Consider the following 24,373-nt stretch of genomic DNA (forward strand, 5'->3'; position numbering starts at 1 on the left):
GGTGGCGCGCCCGTACCCTTGCCGTAATCCGATGCCGTGCCCCGGAAAGGAACCGCAGATGAACCGCCGCCTCCTGATGAAAGCCGCCACCGGCGCCGCCCTGTTGGGCGCCTTGCCGCGCGCGGCGCTGTCGGCCCCGTTCGAAGTGACCCGCAGCGATGCGGAATGGCGCGCCATGCTGAGCGATCTTGAATACAAGGTGATGCGCAAGGAAGGCACCGAGCGTGCCTTCAGCAGCCCGCTGAACGACGAAAAGCGCGCCGGGCTGTTCCTGTGCCGCGGCTGCGATCTGCCACTTTACGACGCGGCGGCGAAGTTCGACAGCGGCACCGGCTGGCCCAGCTTCTGGCAGGCGCTGCCCAATGCGGTGGAAAACCGGGCCGACCGCAAGCTTCTGGTCGTCCGTACCGAAGAGCATTGTCGCCGCTGCGGCAGCCATCTGGGACATGTTTTCAACGACGGGCCCGCCCCCACCGGCAAGCGCCACTGCATCAACGGCGCAGCCCTGAAATTCCAACCCGCCTGATCCGGCGTGGCGCCGAAAGTGACGTAGCGTCATGGCTGCGATTGTCCCGTTCTGCGCGTGAATGTCGACCGAACCCCCTTGATTGCTTTGAATTTCGAATTTAATGGATCGCGCTTGGCCCAGTTTCACGTTAGCGGATAAGGGCCGGGTCCGGCCTGGAATGGCAGGCTTGCGATGTCGGCGCGCGGGATGCTCCCGAACGCGGCACCGCGTTCGGGCAATGGTTTCTGGTATGAGCGACATGTGGTGCCACGTATGAGTGAAGATTTCTTTTCCGGTGTCGATCTCGGGAATCCCGACGCGATTTGCGAGTATCTTCTCGAAGAATTCCAGCGGATGACCGAGGGCTGGCCAAGCCGTCGCCAGAACGCGCTGGCGCTGCGGTTGGCCTCGGGGCTGGCGGAATCCGCAGCCATCGATAGCGGTTATCTGTGGTCCAGCAAGACCCTGGACGAGTTGGTCCAGATCTCGGCGCAGCTTGAAAAAATCGCGCTGCATGGGAATTTGCGGCCGCAACATTAGGCGGCTTTAGTTCCCGGTGCGAAATAAGGCGCACCTCAGCTTGGAAAGCTGCGGCTGTCCTTGATTTGATCCCAGGCCCAGACGACCTCCTGCAAACGATCCTCGTCGGCGCGGTTGCCGCCGTTCATATCGGGGTGCAGATCCTTGACCAGCGATTTGTACTGCTTGCGGATCTCGGCCTTGTTCCAGTGATCGCGGGCTTCGAGGATTTCCAGCGCCTTGCGCTCGGTCGGGGGCAGGCGGCGGGTGCTGCCGCCGGCGCTTTTGCCGTGGTTGCGCGTGGCATTCTCGCCCAGCACCTGATGCGGATCATCCACCCCCAGCCGCGCCCAGGCGCGCTGTTCCTCGGACGGTTTGCCAAAGGGTTTGGTTTCCCGCTCCCACACCCGGTCCTTTTCCATCTGCGCTTCCATTTCCTCTTCGGTGCTGCCGTTGAAGAAATTCCATTTCAGATTGTACTCGCGCACATGATCCTTGCAGAACCAGAAATACTCATCCAGGTGATCGGGCGATTTGGGTGCACGGTACTGGCCCGACTCCTGACAGCCGGGATGCTCGCACTTGCGGGTCGAGGTCTCGAACGCCCCCGACATGCCGCGCTTGCCGCGGGTACGTTTCTTCTTGTCCGCAGACACGGAGATATCGAATCCGAACGGATCGCGCTTCGTCATAACCAGACACCTTTTCGACTCGGACGTAAGAGTTTAGACCTTTAAGCCCGGGAATGAAGGGGGCGGATGAGAAAAATGAGCATAAGAGACGAGATTCACACACGGCTGGCCGAGGCATTTCACCCGACCCTGCTGGAGGTGGTGGATGACAGCGAAAGCCATCGCGGCCACAGCGGCCATCACGAGGGGGGCGAGAGCCATTTCAACGTGCATATCGTGGCCCCCGCTTTTGCGGGCGAAAGCCGCATCGCCCGCCACCGCGCGGTGCATGACGCGCTGGGGCCCGACCTGATCGGTCGTATTCATGCCCTGGCCCTGACGATCGAGGTCTAGCGGCTACTCGGCGGCCATCCCGTCTGTTCGGGCCGCCGGGCCGATCACGGGGGCCGGGCCGGGGGTGGCTTGCTCGATCTTCGGCGCGACGCCTTCGGGCGCATCGGCACGCAGGCTGGCGCTGGCGATGGCGGCAATTTCTTCCGGGGTGACGGGAACGGGCGGGGCGGCCTGCACCTGCTGTTGCGGCAGCGCACGGCGGAAGATCAGCATGTTCTGGAATGTGGTGGTCTTGCCGGTCAGGCCCTGACGTTCCTCGCAGGGCAGGGTGTCGGCGCGCTGATATTCCCAGCCCTCGCGGCCCATCTCGTTCATCAGGCTGGCCAGCGCATGGGCGAACCGCGCCTGGATTCCCTTGACGCCCTTCACCTTGTCGCCGCGCACCGGCGCGGGCACAACTTTGTACTCGAATTGCTGCATGTGGTCTTTCCCCCGGATGGCACGCGTGGCTAAGTTAATGATTCGGAGGGCCAGAGTCCAAACCCCAGCGCGACTTTTCGCCGCCGCGCGGTGATCGCGTCACAGCGGGCGGGGCAAAGGCCGCCCCCCGCTGCGCGGTCAGGTCAGTTTTTTCGCGACGATCTCGTTCACCGCCTGCGGGTTGGCCTTGCCGCCGGTGGCCTTCATCACCTGACCCACGAACCAGCCCGCCAGTTTCGGGTTGGCCCTGGCCTTTTCCACCTGCGCGGGGTTGTCGGCGATGATCTGATCCACCACCGCCTCGATCGCGCCGGTATCGGTCACCTGCTTCATGCCGCGCGCGTCCACGATCTGCGCGGGGTCACCGCCTTCGGTGTAGACGATCTCGAACAGGTCCTTGGCGATCTTGCCGGAAATGTCGCCCTTGAAAATCAGGTCGATGATCCCGCCAAGCTGCTCCGGGCTGACCGGGCTTTCGGTGATGTTGTGCTCTTCCTTCTTCAGGCGGCCGAACAGTTCGTTTATGACCCAGTTCGCGGCCAGCTTGCCGTCGCGGCCTTCGGCCACTGCCTCGAAATAGGCGGCATTCTCGGCCTCTGCGGTCAGTACGCTTGCGTCATATTCGGTCAGGCCGAAATCGGTGACGAAGCGGGCCTTCTTTTCGTCGGGCAGTTCGGGCAGCGTGGCTTTGATCGCGTCGACCCAGTCCTGTTCGATCTCCAGCGGCAGCAGGTCGGGGTCGGGGAAATAGCGGTAGTCATGCGCTTCTTCCTTGGACCGCATCGAGCGCGTCTCGCCCTTGTCGGGGTCGTAAAGCCGGGTTTCCTGCACCACCGCGCCACCATCTTCCAGAATCGCGATCTGGCGGCGGGCCTCGTATTCGATGGCCTGCTGGATGAACCGCATCGAGTTCATGTTCTTGATCTCGCACCGGGTGCCCAGATGACCGAAATCCTGGGTTTCCTGGTATTTCTCATAGGCGCCGGGGCGGCAGACGGACACGTTCACATCGGCGCGCATGTTGCCGTTCTGCATGTTGCCGTCGCAGGTGCCCAGATAGCGCAGGATCTGGCGCATCTTCACGACATAGGCGGCGGCCTCTTCGGGGCTGCGGATATCGGGGCGGCTGACGATTTCCATCAGCGCCACACCAGTGCGATTCAGATCGACGAAGGACATGTTGGGATCCATGTCATGGATCAACTTGCCGGCGTCCTGTTCCAGATGGATCCGTTCGATCCGCACCTTGCGGGCGATACCGGGGGCCATGTCGACGATGATTTCGCCCTCGCCCACGATGGGGTGGTACAGTTGGCTGATCTGATAGCCCTGCGGCAGGTCGGGGTAGAAATAGTTTTTGCGGTCGAAGGCCGAGAACAGGTTGATCTGCGCCTTCAGCCCCAGCCCGGTGCGCACCGCCTGCTCGACACAGAATTCGTTGATCACGGGCAACATGCCGGGCATGGCCGCATCCACGAAGGCCACGTTCGAATTGGGCTCGGCCCCGAATTGCGTCGAGGCGCCGGAGAACAGCTTGGCCTTGCTCGCGACCTGGGCGTGGACTTCCAGGCCGATCACAAGCTCCCAGTCGTGCTTGGCGCCGGCAATGACTTTCGGTTCGGGGGCGGTATGGCTGAGATCGAGCATCTTTTCGCGTCCTGTCAGGGGTCGGTATGCGTTCTAGGGCACCGGCCCGTAGGGGGCAAGGGGCGGCGAGGTTCCGCCGGTGCCGGAACAGGGCAATTGCCCGAAGGCCGGTTTTTGAGCATCCTGTCCGGGTTGCCGGGGCATGACCCGGTTTTTTCCGCGGTCGTGTCGATGAAGAAAACCGTTTGCGCCGTAATGCTGCTGCTGTTGCCGTTGGGCTGTGGCAGCAGGGATGACACGCTTGTGTCGATGGGGACCTCTTCGAACGCGGTTCTGCCAGCGATGCGCTGGGACGATCACCGCCCGGCAGATCAGGCCGCGCGCTGGACCCGTGCCTCGCTGTTGGCGCTGGAAACCTACGGCGCGGGGCTGGCCCGGACGGTGCCGGCGGATATCGCCGATTACTGCCCCGGCTATCCCGACGCCAGCCTGCAAGAGCGGCGCGCGTTTTGGGCGGGGCTGTTCTCGGCGCTGGCCAAGCATGAAAGCACCTGGAACCCGCAGGCCGTGGGCGGCGGCGGGCAATGGTTCGGGCTGGTGCAGATCGCGCCGGCGACCGCGCGCGGCTATGGCTGTTCGGCGCAATCGGGTGCGGCGCTGAAGGATGGCGCGGCGAACCTGTCCTGCGCGATCCGCATCGCGGCGCGCACGGTGGCGCGCGATCAGGTCGTTTCGGCCGGAGGGCACGGCATCGCCGCCGATTGGGGGCCGTTCCACAGCGCCGACAAGCGCGCCGATATCGCCGCGTGGACCGGCGCGCAATCCTATTGCCGGGTCGAGTGACCCGGCGGCGCGCACAGCAAACTTATGGGTGGGGGTGACGGCGGCGCGGGGATTACGCGCCGCCCACCAATGAACGTGCCCAGCTGGGTCGGCGGGTGTTGTCCACCAGGCTGACGGTCGGCGCGTGGCGCCCGCCCAGGGCCAGGGTGGCACGGCGCAGCAGCTCGATCCCATCTTCGGACTTCACCGGCAGGGCCGAAGGCGAAATCGGCTCGCCCACGGTGACGCGGTAGGGCTGTTCGTCCTTGTTCAGCGTCTCGTAGAACAGGGTGATGTCGCGCAGCGTCGGGTGGATCACGTCGAACAGATAGAACAGAACAGAGTTGCGCGCCCGCACGTTGATCGGGATCACCGGCAGATCGAACTTGCGTGCGATCATCGCCGCCGAGGCCATCCAGGGCCGTTCGTGCAGTTTCAGCCCGCGCCGCTTGGCCAGCCGCCCCGACGGAAAGATCACGCCCATGCGCCCGTCGTCGATCGCCTTGCGGGTATAGGCCATGGTTTCGCGGGTCTTGCTGTGGCTGCGCTTTTCCTCGCGCCATTCGACGGGGGCGATCATGGTGTCCATCTGCGGCAGAACGCGCAGGATGTCGCTGTTGGCATAGAAGAACAGATCGGGCCGGATGTTGCCTAGCAGGCTCCACAGCATGATACCGTCGGCAATGCCGGTGGGGTGGTTGGCCACCACCAACGCGGGGCCGGTGCGGGGGATGTTTTCCAGCCCTGTGGCCTCGACGTCGCGGGCCAGGATCCGGGCCATTTCATCCATGATCGCGGGGGCGGCGTGGTGTTCGATCCGCTCGCCGATGGCCACGGTGCGCGGATAGCCAAGAAGCCGTGTCAGAACCCGCCGGGACGGGGCGCTCCAGGCGTGCTGCGCGAACAGCCAGGGCGCGCGCTCTTCGATCAGGGGGTCGATTCTTTCCTGCATGTGCTTTGTCACCATATCGCCGTGACACTTGTGTGACATCTGACGCGAAGCGCGCCGGTCAGGTCAAGTGCAATAGATTTCTTCAAAAAACCGGCAACAACCTGCCGGGTCATTGTGTTCCCCCGCCCAGCATTCTGTCCACCATTTCCCCCATGTCGCGCGACAAACCCTCCTGCGCGCGGATACGTTCCAGCGCAGCCCGCATCCGCCCCTGCCGGTCGGCATCATAGCGCGCCCAGGTCTCGAACGCGGTGGACATGCGCGCCGCGGTCTGCGGGTTGACCCCATCCAGCCGGATCAGCCAGTCGGCCACCAGATCATAGCAGGCGCCGCCAGGGGCATGGAACCCCGCCGCGTTCATCGCCAGCGCCCCGATGACCGCGCGAAAGCGGTTGGGGTTCTTCCAGTCGAAATCCGGATGCCGGGTCAGCGCGCCGGCCACCTCGGCCGCGCGTTCGGGCGCGGCATAAGAGGCCTGAAGCGCGAACCACTTGTCCATCACCAGCCGGTCGCCGGACCATTGGCGCGAAAAGGCCGCGATCTCGGGCGCGCCTTGGCCGATCTCCAGCAGGCAGGCCAGTGCGCCGGTCTGGTCGGTCATGTTGTCGGCCCCGGCGAATTGCGCCTGCGCCTGCGCGCCGCCGTCCAGCCGGGCCAGCAGCGCCAGCACCGCCTGCCGCAACGCGCGCCGCCCGGCATGATCCGCATCGGGTGAATAGGGGCCGGGGCAGGCCATGTCGGCGTAAAGGCCGGGCAGCAGATCGGACAGGTGCCGTGCCATGGCCGTTTTCAAATCGCCGACCGCGGCGTGGATGGCCAGCGGATCGGGGGGGAAGCCGCTGTCGAACAGCGACTGGGCCATGTCATCCTCGGACGGCAGGCGCAGCGCCAGCGCCCGGAAGGCCGGGTCGAGCGCGCCGTCCGCCACCATGGCGCGCAGCGCGTCCAGATACTCCGCACCCGGGGCGGCGCCCTCGGCGACCATGCGCATCAATACGTTTTTGGCCAGCGCGCGGCCCGCTTCCCATTTGTTGAACGGGTCGGTGTCATGGGCCAGCAGAAAGGCGCGTTCGGCCGCGGTGCTGTCGCGCTGCACGATCACCGGCGCGGAAAAGCCACGCAGGATCGACGCGGCGGGGCGTGCCGCCAGCCCGTCGAAGGTAAAGCTTTGCTCGGCCTCGGTCATTTCCAGAACGGTGGTCGGCAGCACCTCGTCGCCATTGGGGTTCAGCAGCCCCACCGCGATCGGGATCACCTGGGGGCCGGGCGCGGGATGGCCCGGCGCGGGGGGCGTTTCCTGCTTGAAATGCAGGGTATATGTGCCGCCGTCGAAATCGTCGGTAACGTGCAGCCGCGGGGTGCCGGGCTGGGAATACCAGCGCTTGAACTGGGTCAGGTCGCGGCCGGTGGTGTCTTCGAACACGGTCAGCCAATCCTCGATCGTGGCGGCGTCGCCGTCGTGGCGGTCGAAATAGAGGTTGAGCGCGGCCTTGTAGCCGTCGTCGCCCACCAGCCGTTTCAGCATCCCGATCACCTCGGCGCCCTTTTCATAGACTGTGGCGGTGTAGAAATTATTGATCTCGACATAGCTTTCGGGGCGCACCGGATGGGCCAGCGGGCCGTTATCCTCGCGGAACTGGCGGGCGCGCAGCATCACCACATCCTCGATCCGTTTGACCGCGTGGCTGCGCATGTCGCCGGAAAACTGCTGATCGCGGAACACGGTCAGACCTTCTTTCAGGCATAGCTGAAACCAGTCGCGGCAGGTGATGCGGTTGCCGGTCCAGTTATGGAAATATTCATGGGCGATGATCGCCTCGATCCGGGCGAAATCGTCATCGGTCGCGGTTTCCGGGCTGGCAAGCACATAGCGGCTGTTGAAGATATTCAGCCCCTTGTTTTCCATCGCGCCCATGTTGAAATCGTCGACCGCGACGATGTTGAACACGTCCAGATCGTATTCGCGCCCGTAAACCTGTTCGTCCCAGCGCATCGAGCGTTTCAGCGCGTCCAGCGCATAGGCGCATTTGCCCTCGTCGCCCGGGCGCACCCAGATGTTTAGCGTCGCCGGCTTGCCCGACGCGGTTGTGAAATCGTCCGAAACCGCCGCCAGATCACCTGCGACAAGGGCGAACAGATAGGCCGGCTTCGGCCAGGGGTCGTGCCATTCGGCCCAGCCCGCGCCCTGCGCCACCGGGTTGCCGTTGGACAGCAGGATCGGAAGGTCGCCTTCGATCCGTACGGTGAACGGGGCCATCACGTCGGGGCGGTCGGGGTAATAGGTGATCTTGCGAAAACCTTCGGCCTCGCACTGGGTGCAATACATGCCGTTCGACATATACAGCCCTTCCAGCGCGGTGTTGTCCTGCGGCGCGATTTCGACCTCGGCCTCCCAGATAAAGGGTGCGTCGGGTACGGCGCAGGTCAGGCCGGTGGCGGTGACCTCGGGGGTGACCGGGGCGCCGTCGATCGTGGCGCGGATCAGTTTCAACTGCTCGCCGTCCAGTGTGAAACCGCGCGCGGTCGTGTCCGGGTTCGGGCGAAACGCGATGCGCGCGATCACCCGCGTGGCGCGCGGCGACAGGCGAAAATTCAGCGTCACATCGTCGATCAGATAGGCGGGCGGGGTATAGTCCGACAGGTGAACCGCCTGGGCGCTGGTGTCTTTCATGTCCGTCTCCGGCTGCGAAGGAACTCTTCGATAGCTTAGACGTTAGGGGTCTGAACGGCGGGCTTCAACCACCTGCCTGCAAAGCGACACGAGAATGAGGAGGTCAGCCGCCATGTCTGCCCCGCACACCGATCCCGAAACAGAAAAGAAACGCCACCGCCCGGCGATCTGGGGCATCCGGCTGTCGGCGGTTTTTGGCGTAGTGCTGATCGTCTGGTGGCTGTTCGAGGTCGCCGCCGGCGGCAACGCGCCCGAAACCCCCGATGCCCGGATCGACGGGCGCACCGGCGAACAGGTCGAAACCATGCCCGACTCTGCCCCCGTGGACACCCGATAAGCCCGCCTGCGTCCCCGGCGTTCGGGGAATGCCGAACGGTTTCTGCCGGAATTGGTCAACATTCTTTACCAAGGCCTGTTGCCTATCGGAAACAAATTTCCTAACCCTAGTCTTCAAGCGATGATAGCGGGGGATGTCGGATGGAAACGCGGGTTGAACGGGCCGGGCTGAAGGTGGACGCGGCCTTGGCGCGATTTATCGAGCAGGCGGCGCTGCCGGGCACGGGGCTGCCCGCCTCTGCGTTCTGGGACGGGCTGGCGGCGCTGATCGGCGACCTGGCCCCGAAAAACGCGGCCCTTCTGGCACGCCGGGATGCGCTGCAGGAACAGATCGACGCCTGGCACATCGCCCGCGCGGGGCAGGCGCATGACGCCGCCGCCTATCGCGCCTTTCTGGAAGAGATCGGTTATCTGCTGCCCGAGGGGCCGGATTTCAGCATTGAAACCGGCCCGACCGACCCCGAGATCGCCAGCCAGCCGGGGCCCCAACTGGTGGTGCCGATCATGAACGCGCGTTATGCGCTGAACGCCGCGAATGCGCGCTGGGGATCGCTTTACGATGCGCTTTACGGCACCGACGCGCTGGGCGATCTGCCGGCGGGTGGCGGCTATGATCCGGCACGCGGCGCGCGGGTGGTGACCTGGGCCAAGACGTTTCTGGACGATGCCGCGCCGCTGGCCGATGGCCGCTGGGCCGATGTCAGCACCCTGTCGGTGTTGGATGGCACATTGGTGGGGGCCGCACTGGCCGATCCGGCGCAATTTGCCGGCTACATCGGCGACGCCGCCACCCCGCGCGAGGTGATCCTGAAAAACAATGGCCTGCATATCCGCATCGTGATCAATGCCACGACCCCCGTGGGGCGCGACGACCCGGCGCATATCAGCGACCTGATCCTTGAATCCGCCCTGTCCTCGATCATGGATTGCGAAGACAGCGTTGCCGCCGTCGATGGCGAGGACAAGGTGCTGGCCTATGGCAACTGGCTGGGCCTGATGAAGGGCGATTTGTCAGAGGAGGTGGCGAAGGGCGGCAAAAGCTTTACCCGGACCCTGAACGGCGACATCGCCTATACCGCCACCGATGGCGGCGCGGCCACGCTGAAGGGCCGGGCGCTGATGCTGGTGCGCAATGTGGGGCATCTGATGACCAACCCCGCCGTGCTGGACGCCGACAATGCCGAAGTGCCCGAGGGCCTGCTGGACGCGATGATCACCACGCTGATCGCGATGCACGATCTGCAAAAGGCGGACGGCATGCGCAATTCGATCACCGGCTCGGTCTATGTGGTCAAGCCCAAGATGCATGGCCCCGAGGAAGTCGCCTTCGCGGATGAGGTTTTCAGCCGGGTCGAGGCCGCGCTGGGCCTGCCGCGCTACACGGTGAAGCTGGGCATCATGGACGAAGAGCGCCGCACCAGTGTCAACCTCAAGGACTGTATCCGGGCGGCAAGGCATCGGGTGGCCTTTATCAACACGGGCTTTCTGGACCGCACCGGCGACGAGATCCACACCTCGATGGAGGCCGGGCCGATGGTCCGCAAGGGCGAGATGAAGAACACGCCCTGGATTGTATCCTATGAAGACCGCAATGTGGATATCGGGCTGGAATGCGGGCTGAAGGGGCGCGCGCAGATCGGCAAGGGGATGTGGGCGATGCCCGATCTGATGGCCGATATGCTGGCCGCCAAGATCGGCCATCCGATGGCCGGGGCCACCTGCGCCTGGGTGCCCAGCCCGACGGCGGCCACGCTGCACGCCACCCATTACCACAAGGTCGATGTGTTCGCGCGGCAGGACGAAATCGCCACGCAGGGCCGGCGCGGCAGTCTGGACGATCTGCTGACCATCCCGGTCGCCACCGGCACCAACTGGAATGCCGATGAAATTCAGGCCGAGATTGAAAACAACGCGCAGGGCATTCTGGGCTATGTCGTGCGCTGGGTCGATCAGGGGGTGGGCTGTTCCAAGGTGCCCGATATCTACGATGTCGGCCTGATGGAGGATCGCGCCACCTGCCGCATTTCCAGCCAGGCGCTGGCCAACTGGCTGCATCACGGTGTGGTCGATGAAAAGCAGGTGCTGGCGGCGATGCGCCGGATGGCCGCGGTGGTCGATGCGCAGAATGCGGGCGATCCGGCCTACCGGCCCATGGCCCCCGGTTTCGACGGTATCGCGTTTCAGGCCGCCTGCGATCTGGTGTTCCGCGGGCGCGAGCAGCCCGCGGGCTATACCGAGCCGGTGCTGCACAGCCGCCGCCGTCAGCTCAAATCCACCCGAACCGCCTGACCCGATCCCGAAAGGACACCGCCCATGGCAACCGTATCCCTGCGCAAGGCGCGCACGATCATCCGCAAGACCTTCGAGACGGGCCGCGAGATGGGGCTTAAACCACTGTCCGTCATCGTGCTGGACGCGGGCGGCCACGTCATCGCCTTCGAGCGCGAGGATGGCACCAGCCCCGGTCGGTTCGCGATCGCCCACGGCAAGGCCTACGGCACCGTGATGCTGGGCATCGCCGGTTCGGCCCAGATGGCGCGCGCGGAATCGCAGGCCTATTTCATGGCGGCGGTCAGTGGCGTCTATGGCGGACAGGTGGTGCCGGTGCCGGGCGGCATCCTGCTGCGCGACCGGCGCGGTGTGGTGGTCGGCGCGGTTGGCGTGACCGGCGACACCTCGGACAATGACGCGGCGGCCGGCATGGCCGGAATCACCGCCGCCGGGCTGGAGGGCGAACTCTGATCGCCCGTCCAAGATGAAAAAACAGGCGTTTGCCCGTGCACAGGTCATGTGCGGGCGCGCCCCCTCTTCACCCGCGTGCGGAATGGCTATATTGTCCCTTGATAGCAAGAAGAGGACGAACATGCGCCCCGTCGTCGGCATCATCGGCAATCACCACCTGCTTAATGACAGCTACCCGGCCCATGCGGGCGGCACGATGAACTCTGAGGCTGTGGCCGAGGTATCGAATGCCATGCCGCTGCTGATCCCCGCCGATCCGCGTTATGTGACGGTCGAGGAACTGATGGAGACCTGCGACGGGTTCCTGTTCACCGGCGGCCGGCCCAATGTCCACCCCGAGGAATACGGCGAAGACCCGACCGAGGCGCATGGCGCCTTTGACCGCGCCCGCGATGCGGTCGCCCTGCCGCTGATCCGCGCGCTGGTCGAGCGCGGCCAGCCGTTCCTGGGCATCTGCCGTGGCTTTCAGGAAGTGAACGTGGCGATGGGCGGCACGCTCTACCCCGAGATTCGCGACCTGCCGGGCCGGCTGAACCACCGGATGCCCCCCGACGGCACGCTGGAAGAGAAATTCGCCCTGCGCCACATGGTGCAATTCACCGACGGCGGCCCCTTCGCCCGGTTGTTCGGCGCGAATGAGGTGATGACCAACACGCTGCACGGGCAGGGGATCAAGACCCCCGGCGCGCGGATCGTGATCGACGGCGTCGCCCCCGACGGCACGCCCGAGGCGATCTATGTCAAGGATGCGCCGGGCTTTACCCTGTCGGTGCAGTGGCACCCCGAATACAACGCCGCCTGCGACCCGGTCTCGCGCCCGCTGTTCGAGGCGTTCGGCACAGCGCTGCGCGTCTGGGCCGACCGCGTCCGCAGCCCGGTGCTGCAATCGGCCTGATCCGGGCGCGCGGATCCTCACGTCTTTGTGTGTGCGTCTATTCGGCTTGACCTTCCCCGTGCTGGAACGCCTAGGGCTGGGGGCAGGAAAGCCGGAGAATGCATATGAATATCAAGATACTATCTGTTGGCGCCCTGGCCGTTGTGGCGGGTGGGGTGGCGTTGTTCGGGTTGATGCCGCAACAGGCGCCGGCCAGCGCGAAGGATGCGCTGGTCTCGGTTGCGGTGCCCGATCTCAGCCCAACCGCGCAGATGGGGCAGGCGGTGTTCAACGCCAAATGCGCCGCCTGTCACGGGGATAACGCCGCCGGGCGCGATGGCATGGGCCCGCCGCTGATCCACAAGATCTATGAGCCGGGGCACCACGGCGACGGATCCTTCGTGCGGGCCGCGCGCCAGGGCGTGAAATCGCATCACTGGCGTTTTGGCAACATGCCGCCGGTCAAGGGGGTGACGGATGCCGAAATCGGCGCCGTGATCACCTATGTGCGCGAGGTGCAGCAGGCGAACGGGATTTACTGAGCTGCCGGTCCGGGTCATGCTGCCGGTAACGGAGGAACCCGATGAAACGCTCGCGCATCAATCAGATCATGGCCTCGGCGGATGAATTCATCCGCTCGTTCGCAATCACCTTGCCGCCGTTCGCCTATTGGACCCCCGACGAGATGCGCGCCAGAAAGGCCGATCTGTCGGGGATCATCGATGCGCGGCTGGGCTGGGACATCACCGATTACGGGCAGGGCGATTTCGACCGGCTGGGCCTGTTCCTGTTCACCCTGCGCAACGGGCGGCTGGCCGATCTGCGGCGCGGGCAGGGCATGTGCTATGCCGAAAAGCTGCTGATCTCGCGCCGTGATCAGCTCAGCCCGATGCACCGCCATATCGTCAAGGCCGAGGATATCATCAACCGTGGCGGCGCCACGCTGGCGGTGCAGCTTTACGGCTCGGACCCGCAGGGCGATTTCGACGAAAGCGCGGGTGGCACGGTGCGCTGCGACGGAATCGAACGCGCGTTCGGCCCCGGCGATGTGCTGAAACTGGCCCCCGGCGAAAGCGTCACCCTGATGCCGGGCGACTGGCATGCGTTCTGGGGCGAGGGTGGCGATGTGCTGATCGGCGAGGTGTCGACCGTCAACGACGATCTGACGGACAACGTGTTCCGCGACCCGATCGGCCGCTTCGCCGAGGTGGAGGAGGACGTGCCGCCCCTTCAGCTTCTTGTGTCGGATTACGACCGGCTGCTTTAACCCATCCGCAGCGCGTGGGCCTCATGCTTTTTCAGGCTCAGCCGCGTGGCCGGGCCATAGGCCGTGATATCGGCGCGCAGATCGGGGAACAGGCGAAACAGCTCTTCGCGGGCGGGGGCCAGGATCGCGTCCAGCCCGACATGTCCAGGGTGGAAGCTTTCGCTGGGCGTGCCTTCGGCAAAGATCACCTCGTGCCGGTCGAACAGCAGGTGCACATAGGTAACGGTGCCCCCCGCTTCGCGGGTGATCGCCAGATCGTCCACTAGATGCAGGGCGGGCACCAGCACTTCGGATTCGCCGAACAACAGCTCGGCGCGATAGCCACCCAGCAGCATCCGGTGCTGCGGCGAGACGCGCAGATCGCGGGTATTGCCCAGCGTGCCCCGGCGGATGCGCACCGGCGCCAGCGGGCCGGTGGCGGGCACCGCGCGGATGCCGATCCAGCGGATGGGCTGCAACCCGTGATCAGCGGTGATGACCAGATCGCCGGGTTTCAGGCTTTCGACCGTCCGTTCACCATGCGGGGTCAGGATAAAGGTGCCCGCAGCAAAGCAGATCACCACATTCTCGATTTCCGAGAAGTTGACCACGGTGCCGTCCGACAGGGTGGCATAACCGCTCAGCCCGCCCGACGCATCGTCGGTATTGGTATAGGTGATGTCGCTGGCCTGGATCAGCCCCTGAAAGTTCAGCGTATCGCCCAGGGTCTCGTCGCCCTCGCCGCCGGTGATGTCGATCGTGGCCGCGCCTGCCTCGCCCAGATCCGAGACCAGAAAGGTATCGTCGCCGGCGCCGCCGGACGCGGTGTCGCCCTCGGCCACATGCAGCGTGTCGCCGCCGGTGCCACCCGACAGCGTGTCTGCACCGGTGCCGCCCGTCAGGGTGTCGTCGCCCTCGCCGCCGTCGATCACATCGTCGCCGCTGCCGCCATCGATGATATCGGCATCGCCTTCGACCGGGACGGTGTCGTAATAGACATCGCTGACCCAGATCGCATGGGTGCCGCTGTAATTGCCCGAGGGGCTGATCGCGTTGGAATAGGTGATCTCGACACGGGCCACCGGGCCGGCAATCTCGACCAGGGCCGAGCCGAGCGCGTTATCGGCCTCGTCCAGCGTCATCGCGGCGGTGATCGTGTTGCCCGAAACCGTATCGTTGCCATCGCTGGTGATCGTGACCGGAACCGGGTTGCCGTCGGCGTCATAGGCGTTGACGGTGATCACGTCCTGGTGGTTGCGGGCATAGGCGTCGATGTCGTTGATGCGGAACTGGATATTCTCGACCTCGCTTTCGACGCCGGGATCGTTGGCCGAAAAGTCGATGGTGGTGGTCGAGGTGGCGCCGTCGCCCGCGCCGTAAAGATAGAGGTTGGAATTGGCGGCGAACGGTTCGCCGGATTCGGTATAGGCCGGGTCCGAGGTTTCGATCTGATAGGTGGGGGCATTGTTCCCGTCGCTTTGAAACGAGACGGTGACGTCGATCTGGCCGGTGGACTGTGTAAAGCCACCGGCGACCGACTTGCCATCACCGCCTTGCGCGGACCAGTCCACATGTTCGTTCTGCGACGCGCTGGCCGGGGCGTCGCCATAGATCGTGTCATTGCCCGCGCCGCCGTCGATCGTGTCCTGACCCGCGCCGCCATAGATGGTGTCGTCGCCGGCGCCGGCGAAAATCGTGTCGTCGCCGCCCAGCCCCTCGATCACATCGCCATTGCCGCCCGGACCGGTGCCCAGGCCACTGTCGACATGATCGCCTTCCGGGTCGCCGGAATAACTGGCGTCGATCGTGTCGTCGCCGTCAGTGCCGGACACGACATTGCCGGGCGCGACATAGTCGGTCGAACTGAAGACAGGGTCGCCCGCCAGCACGTTGGGGTTGCTGTCATAGTTGACGACCTCATAGCTGCGGCCTGCCACAAGCGGCATTTCGGACAGGGTATACATGCCCGACGCGCCGCCGCTTTCGACCTCGAACTGGGCGATTTCGAATGTGTCGCCGGTGACCGTGTCGCGGACCGTCCAGACCAGTTCGGCATCGACGCTTGCCCCGGTGGACGATGCGCCGCCCAGGGTGACATTCGCGGTGGCGGTTTCGCGGCCGTTGTTGTCATCGTCCAGCGTCAGCCCCTCGATGCCGGATTCGGTGTCGTTGATCGTGGCAACACCGTCCGCGGTCGAGGGACCGTTCCAGGTGAAGGTGCTGCCGGTGCCGGTGGGCACAGCGCCGCCCGGGTTGAAATCGTAAAACCGTACCTGATACGTCGCCATTGCCGTTCCTGCTCATTCTTCGCGCGGCATCCGCACATTGCGAAAGCCGCGTTTTTTGCCGTTTCCGCCTTGTTCGTTGGCGAGGCCTGCCCTGCCCATGGGCAGACCTGCGGACATCATTTCTGGAAGTGGAAAATATCGGGTAAATCGGGCCGGGTTTTGTGCCGGGCGCGTCCGGGGTGGGGCAACTCGGTGGCCGAAATAGGGCAGGCGGGGGCGGGTGCCCGGCTTAGCGCAGCGATTTTTCCATGCGAAAGTTGGTGATTGCCACACTGTCGCGAATCACGCTTTGGCGCGCGGTGGTGTGCCAGCCCTTGCGGCTCAGAAAGCGGCGCGCCAGATGGCTGGCCTCGGTGCTCAGGACGGGCAGGCCGGCCGCGCGCGCGATCTGTTCCAGTTGGTCGTAAAGCGCGTCCGACACACCCTTGCCCATCCAGCCCGGCGCGACATAGGCATAGTCCAGATAGCCGTCCGCGCCCAATGTCATGAACCCCGCCATCCGGCCTGCCGCGTCCTGGGCCACGCGGCAGTGACCGGCCAGCAGCCGGGCCTCCCAGCCGTCGGGCGGACCGCCTGCGGGGGCCCAGGCGCGGCGCTCGGCATCGTCATAGAACGCGGCCGCGCCCTGATGCACCGCCGCATGGAACAGCGCATGGGCGGCGGGGCCGTCACCGGGGCGGCCGGGGCGAATCATGCTTTCGGGCAGGTGCCGCGCCTTTGAGCCCGTGGTGAACTGACCCGCGCTGAACTGGCCTGTGCTGTCATCGGTCATGGCTGCGTCACCTCCGCATGATTTGTGTAAGCGCGGGTGGCCGGAAATTGAAGGGCTTGCAGGTGCGATGGCGCGGGAGGTACCGATTGAGGAACAGGGAGGCGCGCCATGCGATCAGCGGTTTCGACGGTTTGGGCGGTGCCCGCCCTTTTGCGGAGGGCGCGGTGATGCGGTCCGTGCTGGGCTGGATTGACCTGCCGCCGGTCTGGCTGGCGGTGTTCGCGGGATTGGCCCGGGCGCAGGCAACGCTGCTGCCGGTGTCTGGCTTCGGGGCCTGGGGCGACCCGCTGGGCGCGGTGCTGATCGGGGCCGGGCTGGCGGTCATGCTGGCGGCGGCGGCGCAGTTCCTGGCCCGCCGCACCACGCTCATCCCCCGGCAAGCGCCCTCGGGTCTGGTGCAGGGCGGCATCTATCGGCTGACGCGCAATCCGATCTATCTGGGCGATGTGCTGGTCCTGGCCGGGCTGGTCCTGTGCTGGGATGCGGTGCCGGGGCTGGTGTTGCTCCCGGCTTTCATGGCACTTATCCAGCAACGATTCATATTGGGCGAGGAAGCGCAGCTTCACGATGTCTTCGGTGCGGAATTCGATGCCTACAGGGCGCGGGTTCGCCGATGGCTGTAAGGGGCACACCGCAGGAACATAAACAAAATCGCACACACGGCGCTTGTGAAATAATCTTGCGCAATGGTAATAGGGCTGCGTCTGAATGGGCCAAGGCCGCCAGCAGACACGAAAGAGAGGGAAAGCTGACGTGAAAATCGGGGCACCGAAGGAAGTATTCGAGGGGGAGGCACGCGTTGCCATGACTCCGGACTCGGCCCTTCAGCTGCAAAAGCTGGGGTATGACTGCGCAATCGAGACCGGAGCCGGCGTTGCCGCCGGGTTTTCCGATGCCGCCTATGCGGCAGCCGGGGTCGAGATCATCAAGACGCCCGCCGCGCTTTGGAAAGCGGTGGATGTGGTGGTCAAGGTGCGCGAGCCGAACGAGACCGAGGCCAAGCGCCTGACCAAGGGGCAGACGCTGATTTCCTTCTTCTGGCCTGCGCAGAACGAGGCTTTGCTGGAGCTGTGCAAATCCAAGGGCGCCAATGTGATCGCCATGGACATGGTGCCGCGCATCAGCCGCGCCCAGAAGATGGATGCGCTGTCGTCGATGGCCAATATCGCGGGCTACCGCGCGGTGATCGAGGCGGGCAACAACTTCGGCCGCTTCTTCACCGGCCAGGTGACGGCGGCGGGCAAGGTGCCTCCGGCCAAGGTTCTGGTGGTGGGCGCCGGTGTGGCCGGTCTGGCCGCCATCGGCACGGCAACCTCGCTGGGTGCGATCGTCTATGCCTTCGATGTGCGCCCCGAAGTGGCCGAGCAGATCGAATCGATGGGCGCGAATTTCGTGTTCCTCGACTTTGACGAAGCGGCGCAAGACGGTGCGGCGACCGGTGGTTACGCCGCGCCCTCGAGCCCCGAATTCCGCGAAAAGCAGCTGGAGAAATTCCGCGAGCTGGCCCCCGACATGGACATCGTCATCACCACCGCGCTGATCCCGGGCCGCGACGCGCCCAAGCTGTGGCTGGAAGACATGGTCGCGGCGATGAAGCCGGGCTCGGTCGTCGTGGACCTTGCCGCCGAAAAGGGTGGCAACTGCGATCTGACCGTGAAGGACGAAAAAGTGGTCAGCGAAAACGGTGTGACCATCGTCGGCTACACCGATTTCCCCAGCCGGATGGCCGCCCAGGCGTCCACGCTTTATGGTAACAACATCCGCCACATGATGTTCGATTTGACGCCCGAAAAAGACGGCCAGGTCGTGCATAACATGGAAGATGACGTGATCCGCGGCGCTACCGTCACCCATGACGGCGAAATCACCTTCCCGCCGCCGCCGCCGAAAGTGGCCGCGATTGCCGCCAAGCCCAAGGAAAAGGTCAAAGAACTGAGCGCGGAGGAAAAGCGCGCGCAGGAAGTCGCCGCTTTCCAAAAGCAGACCAAGCAGCAGGTCACATTGCTGGCGGTGGGTGCTGCGCTGATTTTGGGGGTGGGGCTGGTGGCCCCGGCCAGCTTCATGCAGCATTTCATCGTGTTTGTGCTGGCGGTGTTCGTGGGCTTCCAGGTGATCTGGAACGTCAGCCACAGCCTGCACACGCCCTTGATGGCGGTCACGAATGCAATCTCGTCGATCATCATCCTGGGGGCCTTGGTACAGATCGGATCGGGCTCGGCGCTGGTGGTCATACTGGCGGCGCTGTCGGTCTTCATGGCCGGGATCAACATCTTCGGCGGCTTCCTCGTAACCCGGCGCATGCTCGCCATGTTCCAGAAATCTTAAGGAGGCCGGGACGATGGAATTCGGATTCACCACTGCCGCCTATGTTGTCGCGGCTGTTCTGTTCATCCTGTCGCTCGGCGGTCTGTCGGGGCAGGAAAGCGCAAAGCGCGCGGTTTGGTACGGGATCGCCGGCATGGCGCTGGCGGTGCTGGCCACCCTGATCGGGCCCGGCTCGGGCCTGTGGCTGCTGTCGCTCGTTCTGATCGCCGCCGGCGGCGCGATCGGCTATGTCGTGGCGCAGCGCGTTCAGATGACCGAGATGCCGCAGCTTGTGGCGGCCATGCACTCTCTGGTCGGTCTGGCGGCGGTCTTCGTGGGCTATGTCGCCCATATCGAGCTGGGCCGCGTGCTGGCGATGGATGACGCCGCCAGAACGGGGCTGGAAGGCTTTGCCGCGCTGCTGGCGCACAAGACTTCGGTCGAGGTCAACATCCTGCGGGTCGAGCTGTTTCTGGGCATCTTCATCGGTGCCGTGACCTTCACCGGCTCTGTCATCGCCTATGGCAAGCTGGCGGGCAAGGTCGGCTCGACCGCCACCAAACTGCCGGGCGGGCATATGCTGAACGCGGGCGCCGCGGCGCTTTCGGTGCTGTGCCTGATCTGGTACTTCAACACGGGTGGCTTCCTGCCGCTGTCCCTGATGACGCTGGCCGCACTGTTCATCGGCTATCACCTGATCATGGGTATCGGCGGCGCCGACATGCCGGTGGTGGTGTCGATGCTGAACAGCTATTCGGGCTGGGCGGCGGCGGCGATCGGCTTCAGCCTTGGCAACGATCTGCTGATCGTGGTGGGGGCGCTGGTTGGCTCCTCGGGCGCGATCCTGTCGTACATCATGTGCAAGGCGATGAACCGTTCGTTCATCTCGGTCATTCTGGGCGGCTTCGGCGGCACCACGGGCCCGGCGATGGCGGTCGAGGGCGAGCAGATCGCAATCGACGCCGAAGGCGTGGCCGCGGCGCTGGACGAGGCCGACAGCATCATCATCATCCCCGGCTACGGGATGGCGGTGGCGCAGGCGCAGCAATCGGTGTCTGAGCTGACCAAGCGGCTGCGCGCTAAGGGCAAGAATGTGCGCTTCGCCATTCACCCGGTGGCGGGGCGTCTGCCCGGCCACATGAACGTGCTGCTGGCCGAGGCGCGGGTGCCCTACGACATCGTGCTGGAGATGGACGAGATCAACGATGACTTCCCGGACACCGATGTGGCCATCGTCATCGGCTCGAACGACATCGTGAACCCGGCCGCGCAGGACGATCCCAACAGCCCCATCGCCGGTATGCCGGTGCTGGAATGCTGGAAGGCCAAGCAGGTGTTTGTCAGCAAACGCGGCCAGGGCACGGGATATTCGGGCATCGAGAACCCGCTGTTCTACAAGGAAAACACGCGCATGTTCTATGGCGACGCCAAGGCCAGCATCGACAAGCTGCTGACGCTGATCCAGTAATCGGAAGTCCATGAAAATCAAAGCCCCGGCCATTGCGCCGGGGCTTTTTTGTTGCCTGGGGGCGGCAGCGGGCCTAGCGTTTTCTGCAATGGCAAAGGGGGCAGCATGACCGACGGTGACAAGGGCAACTGGCGCGGCCTTCCGCGCAGTATATGGGCGCTGGGCTTTGTCAGTATGCTGATGGATATCTCGTCCGAGATGATCCACGGGCTGCTGCCGGTCTTTCTGGTGACGGTCCTGGGGGCCAGCACCGTTACCGTTGGCCTGATCGAGGGGATCGGCGAGGCCACGGCCAATATCACCAAGCTGTTTTCCGGCGCGCTGAGCGACCGGATGGGAAAGCGCAAGCCGCTGACCATTCTGGGCTATGGGCTGGGCACCCTGTCGAAACCGATCTTCGCGCTGGCGCCCACGGCGGGCTGGGTCCTGGGCGCGCGGTTTGCCGACCGGATCGGCAAGGGCATCCGCGGTGCGCCGCGCGATGCTTTGGTCGGCGATCTGGCCCCGCCCGACAAGCGCGGCGCAGCTTACGGGTTGCGTCAGTCGCTGGACAATGTCGGCGCCTTCGTCGGGCCGCTGCTGGCGATGGCGCTGATGGCGCTGTTTTCCGATAATTTCCGGCTGGTGTTCTGGGTTGCGCTTGTGCCCGGCTGCATCGCGGTTTTCCTGCTCGTCACCTTCGTGCGCGAACCAAAGCGCGCCGCCGCTGCCCCCGTGCGCACCCCGATCGACCGAAAGGTGCTGTCGCGGATGGGGCCGCTGTTCTGGGGTGTGGTGGCGTTGGGCGGGGTGATGACGCTCGCCCGGTTCACCGAGGCGTTTGTCATTCTGCGGGCCGAGGAGCAGGGGCTGGCCCTGGCCCTGGCGCCGTTGATCCTGGTGATCATCAACCTGGTCTCCTCAGCCTCGGCCTATCCGGTCGGGGTGCTGTCCGACGGGATCGGCAAGCGCGGGCTGCTGATGCTGGGATTCGCGGCCTTGGTGGTGGCGGATGTGATCCTGGCCCTGGCGCAAGGCGTGACAGCGGTGTTCATCGGGGCAGCACTTTGGGGGCTGCATCTGGGCCTGACACAGGGGCTGTTGTCGGCACTGGTGGCCGACAGCGCCCCGCCCGAGGTGCGCGCCACCGCGTTCGGCGTCTTCAACCTGACAAGCGGCATTGCGCTGTTTCTGGCCAGCTTTCTGGCCGGGGTCCTGTGGGCCGGGCTTGGCCCGGCGGCGACCTTCTGGGCCAGCGCCGGGCTGGCCTTTCTGGGGCTTGCCGGGTTCATGCTGATCGCGCGCAAACACGGCAACACCACGCCACCCAAAGCCGAGTGATCCTTTGGCTGTGTGCCATTGTATGCGTTCAACACATGGTTTTTGTTGAATGTTTTTGTTTACACCGGCGTGTTTCCGGGTAGGGTCTGGTGACATTTCAGAAGGCACCGGCATGAGCCCGATCGAAGATCACCCGCTGCGCTATGCAATGGCGAACGAGTTGCATGCGCGCCCGTTTCCGGCGCTGGACACACCGTGCCATGCCGCCTATCTGGCGATCAAGCGGCCCCATGACGCCGCCAATCGCGACCGGGACGCCGATCGCGCGCATCTGCTCGATCTGCTTGACCGGTTCGGCGCACAGCACCCGCAGCCGGATGCTACGCATTTTTTCGGCCAGATCGGGCGGCACAAGCTGAAATGGGAAAGTCACACCGAATTCGTGACCTACACGATCTTCACCGATGGCGTGGCCGAGCGGCCGTTCGACCCCAACGCCTTCGACGTCTTTCCCGAGGATTGGCTGGCCGCCGCGCCGGGGTTGCGGGTCACATCGGCGCTGATGCGGGTCGAGCAGCTTCGGCATGAGGACGAGGAGATCGTGCAGCGCCTGCATGACTGGTTCGTGCCCGAAAGCCTGGCCTGTTCGCGGGTGTTGGATGACAGCGCGGTGGTGGCGTCCGATTTCAGGATCGACAGCGCCGGCCATATGCGGTTCGCCCTGTTCGCGCGGCCCGAGACCGGCGCGCGCCGGGTCGGGCGCATCGTGCAGCGCCTGACCGAGATCGAGACCTACAAGGCGGTGTCGATGCTGGGCCTGCCGCGTGCGCGGGAGTTGTCGGCGCGGATGGGGCAGCTTGACCCGATGCTGGTGGCGCTGGTCGGCGATCTGAACGAAGGCGCCCACACCGCCGAGGAAACCCTGCACGGGCTGCTGGCGATTTCGGCCGAACTGGAAAGCATGATTGCGCAATCCTCGTTCCGGTTTGGGGCCACCATGGCCTATGAGGCGCTGGTGCATCAGCGGATCGAGGTAATGCGCGAGGAACGCTTCGGCGGGCGCCAGACCTTCCGCGAATTCATGATGCGCCGGTTCGACCCGGCCATGCGCACGGTGAAGTCGACCGAGGCGCGGTTGAACGCGATGGCCGAACGTGCCACCCGCGCGGGCGAGTTGCTGCGCACCCAGGTCGACGTGGCGCGCTCGGCCCAAAACCAGGCGTTGCTGGAAAGCATGGACCGGCGGGCCGATCTGCAATTGCGGCTTCAGGAAACGGTCGAGGGGCTGTCGGTGGTCGCGATCAGCTATTACGCGGTCAGCCTTGCGGGCTATATGGCCTATCCCCTTGCTGAACCTCTGGGGCTGAGCAAGGGGATGCTGACGGCGATCCTTACGCCGCTTGTCGTATTGGTTGTGTGGCTGATGGTGCGCCGGATCCGGCGTGCGATCGGCTAGTGCCCAGAACCCGGTCCATCGCCACCGCGCCTGCCGCGATGGCGGCGATGGCCAGCAGTGCGGCCAGGCTCAGCGTCGGCACCCCCGACAGGCCCGCGCCCACGGTGCAGCCCCCGGCCAGAACGCCGCCTAGCCCCATCAGAACGGCACCCGCCAGGTAACGGCCGGTCTGGGCCGGGCTTTCGAAGCTTTGCCAGCGAAACCGCCCGCCCAGCAGTGAGGCCACCAGCGCGCCGGCCAGCACCCCGCCGATCAGGCCCACACCGAACCGTGCCGGGATCGACGTCGCCGCGACGCCCCAGAACAGCGTATCGGCAGCGGTCGAGGTGAAGGACAGGCTTTCCAGCGCGATGGGGTCGAAATCGTCATACAGGACAAACCCGGTGCCGACCCAGCCCGCCGCGGCCAGCAGGCCCAGCGGCACCGCCAGCACCAGCATCCGGGCCCGCGCCCCCGAGCAGCAGACATAGGCCAGCGCCGGAATTGCCAGAACGGCCGTCCACAGCGCGGCACCGCCGGGCAGGGCGGCCAGGCTGGCGGTCTCGCCCAGCGGCATGGTGACCGACCCAAGGGCCACGCGCAGTGGTGCCAGCACACCCTTCAGCGTGGCATGGGCGGTGATCGCGAAGACGACCAGAACCAATGCCGCGCGCAGGTTCCCCGACCCGGCCAGCACCGTCAGCCGCGAGGCGCAGCCGCGCGTCAGCACCATGCCTGCGCCGAACAACAGCCCGCCCAGGACAATCGCCAGCACCGGCAGATCGGCGGTGAAAAAACGGTGCCCCTCGAAACTGATCAACCCGGCGGCGACCGCGCCCTGGGTGCCCAGCAGGGCCGCGACCAGCGCCATCAGCCACAGGCCAAGGGCGGGGCGGCGCTGTGCGGCCGGGCCGGTGACGGCGCGGCGAAAGCAAAATCCGGTGATCTCGGCCAGCGCGCCGAACAGGGCGCCAAGCGCCAGCCCGAACCAGATGGCGGCCTGCGGTGCGGTCAGGGTTGCGAATCCGAACTCTTCGAACATGGGGTTTCCTTTGATGCGGAATTTCGTTCCACCTGCGCCGGGCCCGCCTGTAAATCAAGGTGTTTACGCGCGGGGTCGCGCCCTGAGAATGGAACATTGTTC

Annotated in this window: 23 protein-coding genes; 15 read left to right on the forward strand and 8 right to left on the reverse strand. The window is 65.2% G+C overall.

Annotated features, from left to right (window positions below):
- Window positions 1–58 precede the first annotated feature (58 nt).
- On the forward strand, window positions 59–526 hold the full coding sequence (msrB, locus tag ACSR1C_RS10720) for a peptide-methionine (R)-S-oxide reductase MsrB (protein WP_460259477.1): 468 nt from the start codon (window positions 59–61) through the stop codon (window positions 524–526).
- Between the two features lie 255 nt (window positions 527–781).
- Window positions 782–1,048, forward strand: coding sequence for a hypothetical protein (locus ACSR1C_RS10725; RefSeq protein ID WP_462563537.1), 267 nt, complete (start codon window positions 782–784; stop codon window positions 1,046–1,048).
- A gap of 35 nt (window positions 1,049–1,083) precedes the next feature.
- On the opposite strand, the gene ACSR1C_RS10730 is transcribed toward ACSR1C_RS10725, so the two are convergent.
- A complete protein-coding gene (locus ACSR1C_RS10730) occupies window positions 1,084–1,719 on the reverse strand; it encodes a DnaJ domain-containing protein (protein ID WP_460259475.1) in 636 nt (211 codons plus the stop codon).
- A 75-nt stretch (window positions 1,720–1,794) separates the two neighbouring features.
- On the opposite strand from ACSR1C_RS10730, the gene ACSR1C_RS10735 reads away from it, so the two are divergent.
- Window positions 1,795–2,052, forward strand: coding sequence for a BolA family protein (locus ACSR1C_RS10735; RefSeq protein ID WP_460259474.1), 258 nt, complete (start codon window positions 1,795–1,797; stop codon window positions 2,050–2,052).
- A 3-nt stretch (window positions 2,053–2,055) separates the two neighbouring features.
- On the opposite strand, the gene ACSR1C_RS10740 is transcribed toward ACSR1C_RS10735, so the two are convergent.
- Both ACSR1C_RS10740 and gatB read right to left on the reverse strand, forming a co-directional pair.
- Window positions 2,056–2,472 carry a DUF4177 domain-containing protein gene (locus tag ACSR1C_RS10740; RefSeq protein ID WP_460259473.1) on the reverse strand — a complete coding sequence of 139 codons (417 nt, stop codon included), beginning with the start codon at window positions 2,470–2,472 and terminating at the stop codon, window positions 2,056–2,058.
- 138 nt (window positions 2,473–2,610) lie between these two features.
- The gene (gene gatB, locus ACSR1C_RS10745) at window positions 2,611–4,119 is read right to left on the reverse strand and encodes an Asp-tRNA(Asn)/Glu-tRNA(Gln) amidotransferase subunit GatB (protein WP_460259472.1); all 1,509 of its coding nucleotides are present in this window, start codon (window positions 4,117–4,119) and stop codon (window positions 2,611–2,613) included.
- Between the two features lie 171 nt (window positions 4,120–4,290).
- Here gatB and ACSR1C_RS10750 point away from each other — a divergent pair, with 171 nt between their 5' ends.
- Window positions 4,291–4,902, forward strand: coding sequence for a transglycosylase SLT domain-containing protein (locus ACSR1C_RS10750; protein WP_460259557.1), 612 nt, complete (start codon window positions 4,291–4,293; stop codon window positions 4,900–4,902).
- 52 nt (window positions 4,903–4,954) lie between these two features.
- Here the strand turns inward: ACSR1C_RS10750 and ACSR1C_RS10755 are convergent, their stop codons facing one another.
- Complete coding sequence (locus ACSR1C_RS10755) at window positions 4,955–5,872, reverse strand: lysophospholipid acyltransferase family protein (RefSeq protein ID WP_460259471.1); 918 nt, start codon at window positions 5,870–5,872, stop codon at window positions 4,955–4,957.
- 70 nt (window positions 5,873–5,942) lie between these two features.
- Window positions 5,943–8,504: an aminopeptidase N gene (gene pepN, locus ACSR1C_RS10760; RefSeq protein WP_460259470.1), complete on the reverse strand. Its 2,562-nt coding sequence runs from the start codon at window positions 8,502–8,504 to the stop codon at window positions 5,943–5,945.
- Window positions 8,505–8,616: 112 nt separating this feature from the next.
- On the opposite strand from pepN, the gene ACSR1C_RS10765 reads away from it, so the two are divergent.
- The 6 genes from ACSR1C_RS10765 to ACSR1C_RS10790 all read left to right on the forward strand — a co-directional run bounded on the left by ACSR1C_RS10765 (window position 8,617) and on the right by ACSR1C_RS10790 (window position 13,723).
- The gene (locus ACSR1C_RS10765; RefSeq protein WP_460259469.1) at window positions 8,617–8,841 is read left to right on the forward strand and encodes a hypothetical protein; all 225 of its coding nucleotides are present in this window, start codon (window positions 8,617–8,619) and stop codon (window positions 8,839–8,841) included.
- A 140-nt stretch (window positions 8,842–8,981) separates the two neighbouring features.
- A complete protein-coding gene (locus ACSR1C_RS10770) occupies window positions 8,982–11,129 on the forward strand; it encodes a malate synthase G (protein WP_460259468.1) in 2,148 nt (715 codons plus the stop codon).
- A gap of 24 nt (window positions 11,130–11,153) precedes the next feature.
- Window positions 11,154–11,582, forward strand: coding sequence for a GlcG/HbpS family heme-binding protein (locus ACSR1C_RS10775; RefSeq protein ID WP_460259467.1), 429 nt, complete (start codon window positions 11,154–11,156; stop codon window positions 11,580–11,582).
- 121 nt (window positions 11,583–11,703) lie between these two features.
- The gene (locus ACSR1C_RS10780) at window positions 11,704–12,477 is read left to right on the forward strand and encodes a gamma-glutamyl-gamma-aminobutyrate hydrolase family protein (protein WP_460259466.1); all 774 of its coding nucleotides are present in this window, start codon (window positions 11,704–11,706) and stop codon (window positions 12,475–12,477) included.
- A gap of 104 nt (window positions 12,478–12,581) precedes the next feature.
- Window positions 12,582–12,998: a c-type cytochrome gene (locus ACSR1C_RS10785; RefSeq protein WP_460259465.1), complete on the forward strand. Its 417-nt coding sequence runs from the start codon at window positions 12,582–12,584 to the stop codon at window positions 12,996–12,998.
- 41 nt (window positions 12,999–13,039) lie between these two features.
- Window positions 13,040–13,723 carry a D-lyxose/D-mannose family sugar isomerase gene (locus ACSR1C_RS10790; protein WP_460259464.1) on the forward strand — a complete coding sequence of 228 codons (684 nt, stop codon included), beginning with the start codon at window positions 13,040–13,042 and terminating at the stop codon, window positions 13,721–13,723.
- On the opposite strand, the gene ACSR1C_RS10795 is transcribed toward ACSR1C_RS10790, so the two are convergent.
- Entirely contained in the window at window positions 13,720–15,990 is a 2,271-nt protein-coding gene (locus ACSR1C_RS10795) for a Hint domain-containing protein (RefSeq protein WP_460259463.1), read from the reverse strand. The genes ACSR1C_RS10790 and ACSR1C_RS10795 overlap by 4 nt on opposite strands.
- 229 nt (window positions 15,991–16,219) lie before the next feature.
- A complete protein-coding gene (locus tag ACSR1C_RS10800; RefSeq protein ID WP_460259462.1) occupies window positions 16,220–16,762 on the reverse strand; it encodes a GNAT family N-acetyltransferase in 543 nt (180 codons plus the stop codon).
- A gap of 86 nt (window positions 16,763–16,848) precedes the next feature.
- On the opposite strand from ACSR1C_RS10800, the gene ACSR1C_RS10805 reads away from it, so the two are divergent.
- The 5 genes from ACSR1C_RS10805 (at window position 16,849) to ACSR1C_RS10825 (ending at window position 23,250) form a co-directional block, all read left to right on the forward strand.
- The gene (locus ACSR1C_RS10805; RefSeq protein ID WP_460259461.1) at window positions 16,849–17,385 is read left to right on the forward strand and encodes a methyltransferase family protein; all 537 of its coding nucleotides are present in this window, start codon (window positions 16,849–16,851) and stop codon (window positions 17,383–17,385) included.
- Between the two features lie 130 nt (window positions 17,386–17,515).
- Window positions 17,516–19,087 carry a Re/Si-specific NAD(P)(+) transhydrogenase subunit alpha gene (locus tag ACSR1C_RS10810; RefSeq protein WP_460259460.1) on the forward strand — a complete coding sequence of 524 codons (1,572 nt, stop codon included), beginning with the start codon at window positions 17,516–17,518 and terminating at the stop codon, window positions 19,085–19,087.
- Window positions 19,088–19,100: 13 nt separating this feature from the next.
- A complete protein-coding gene (locus ACSR1C_RS10815) occupies window positions 19,101–20,534 on the forward strand; it encodes an NAD(P)(+) transhydrogenase (Re/Si-specific) subunit beta (RefSeq protein ID WP_460259459.1) in 1,434 nt (477 codons plus the stop codon).
- A gap of 105 nt (window positions 20,535–20,639) precedes the next feature.
- On the forward strand, window positions 20,640–21,854 hold the full coding sequence (locus tag ACSR1C_RS10820; protein ID WP_460259458.1) for an MFS transporter: 1,215 nt from the start codon (window positions 20,640–20,642) through the stop codon (window positions 21,852–21,854).
- A 112-nt stretch (window positions 21,855–21,966) separates the two neighbouring features.
- Complete coding sequence (locus ACSR1C_RS10825) at window positions 21,967–23,250, forward strand: DUF3422 family protein (protein WP_460259457.1); 1,284 nt, start codon at window positions 21,967–21,969, stop codon at window positions 23,248–23,250.
- On the opposite strand, the gene ACSR1C_RS10830 is transcribed toward ACSR1C_RS10825, so the two are convergent.
- Window positions 23,186–24,271, reverse strand: a complete 1,086-nt coding sequence (locus ACSR1C_RS10830) for a YeeE/YedE family protein (protein WP_460259456.1) — start codon at window positions 24,269–24,271, stop codon at window positions 23,186–23,188. The genes ACSR1C_RS10825 and ACSR1C_RS10830 overlap by 65 nt on opposite strands.
- Window positions 24,272–24,373 lie beyond the last annotated feature (102 nt).

This window comes from Actibacterium sp. D185-2, assembly GCF_054954595.1.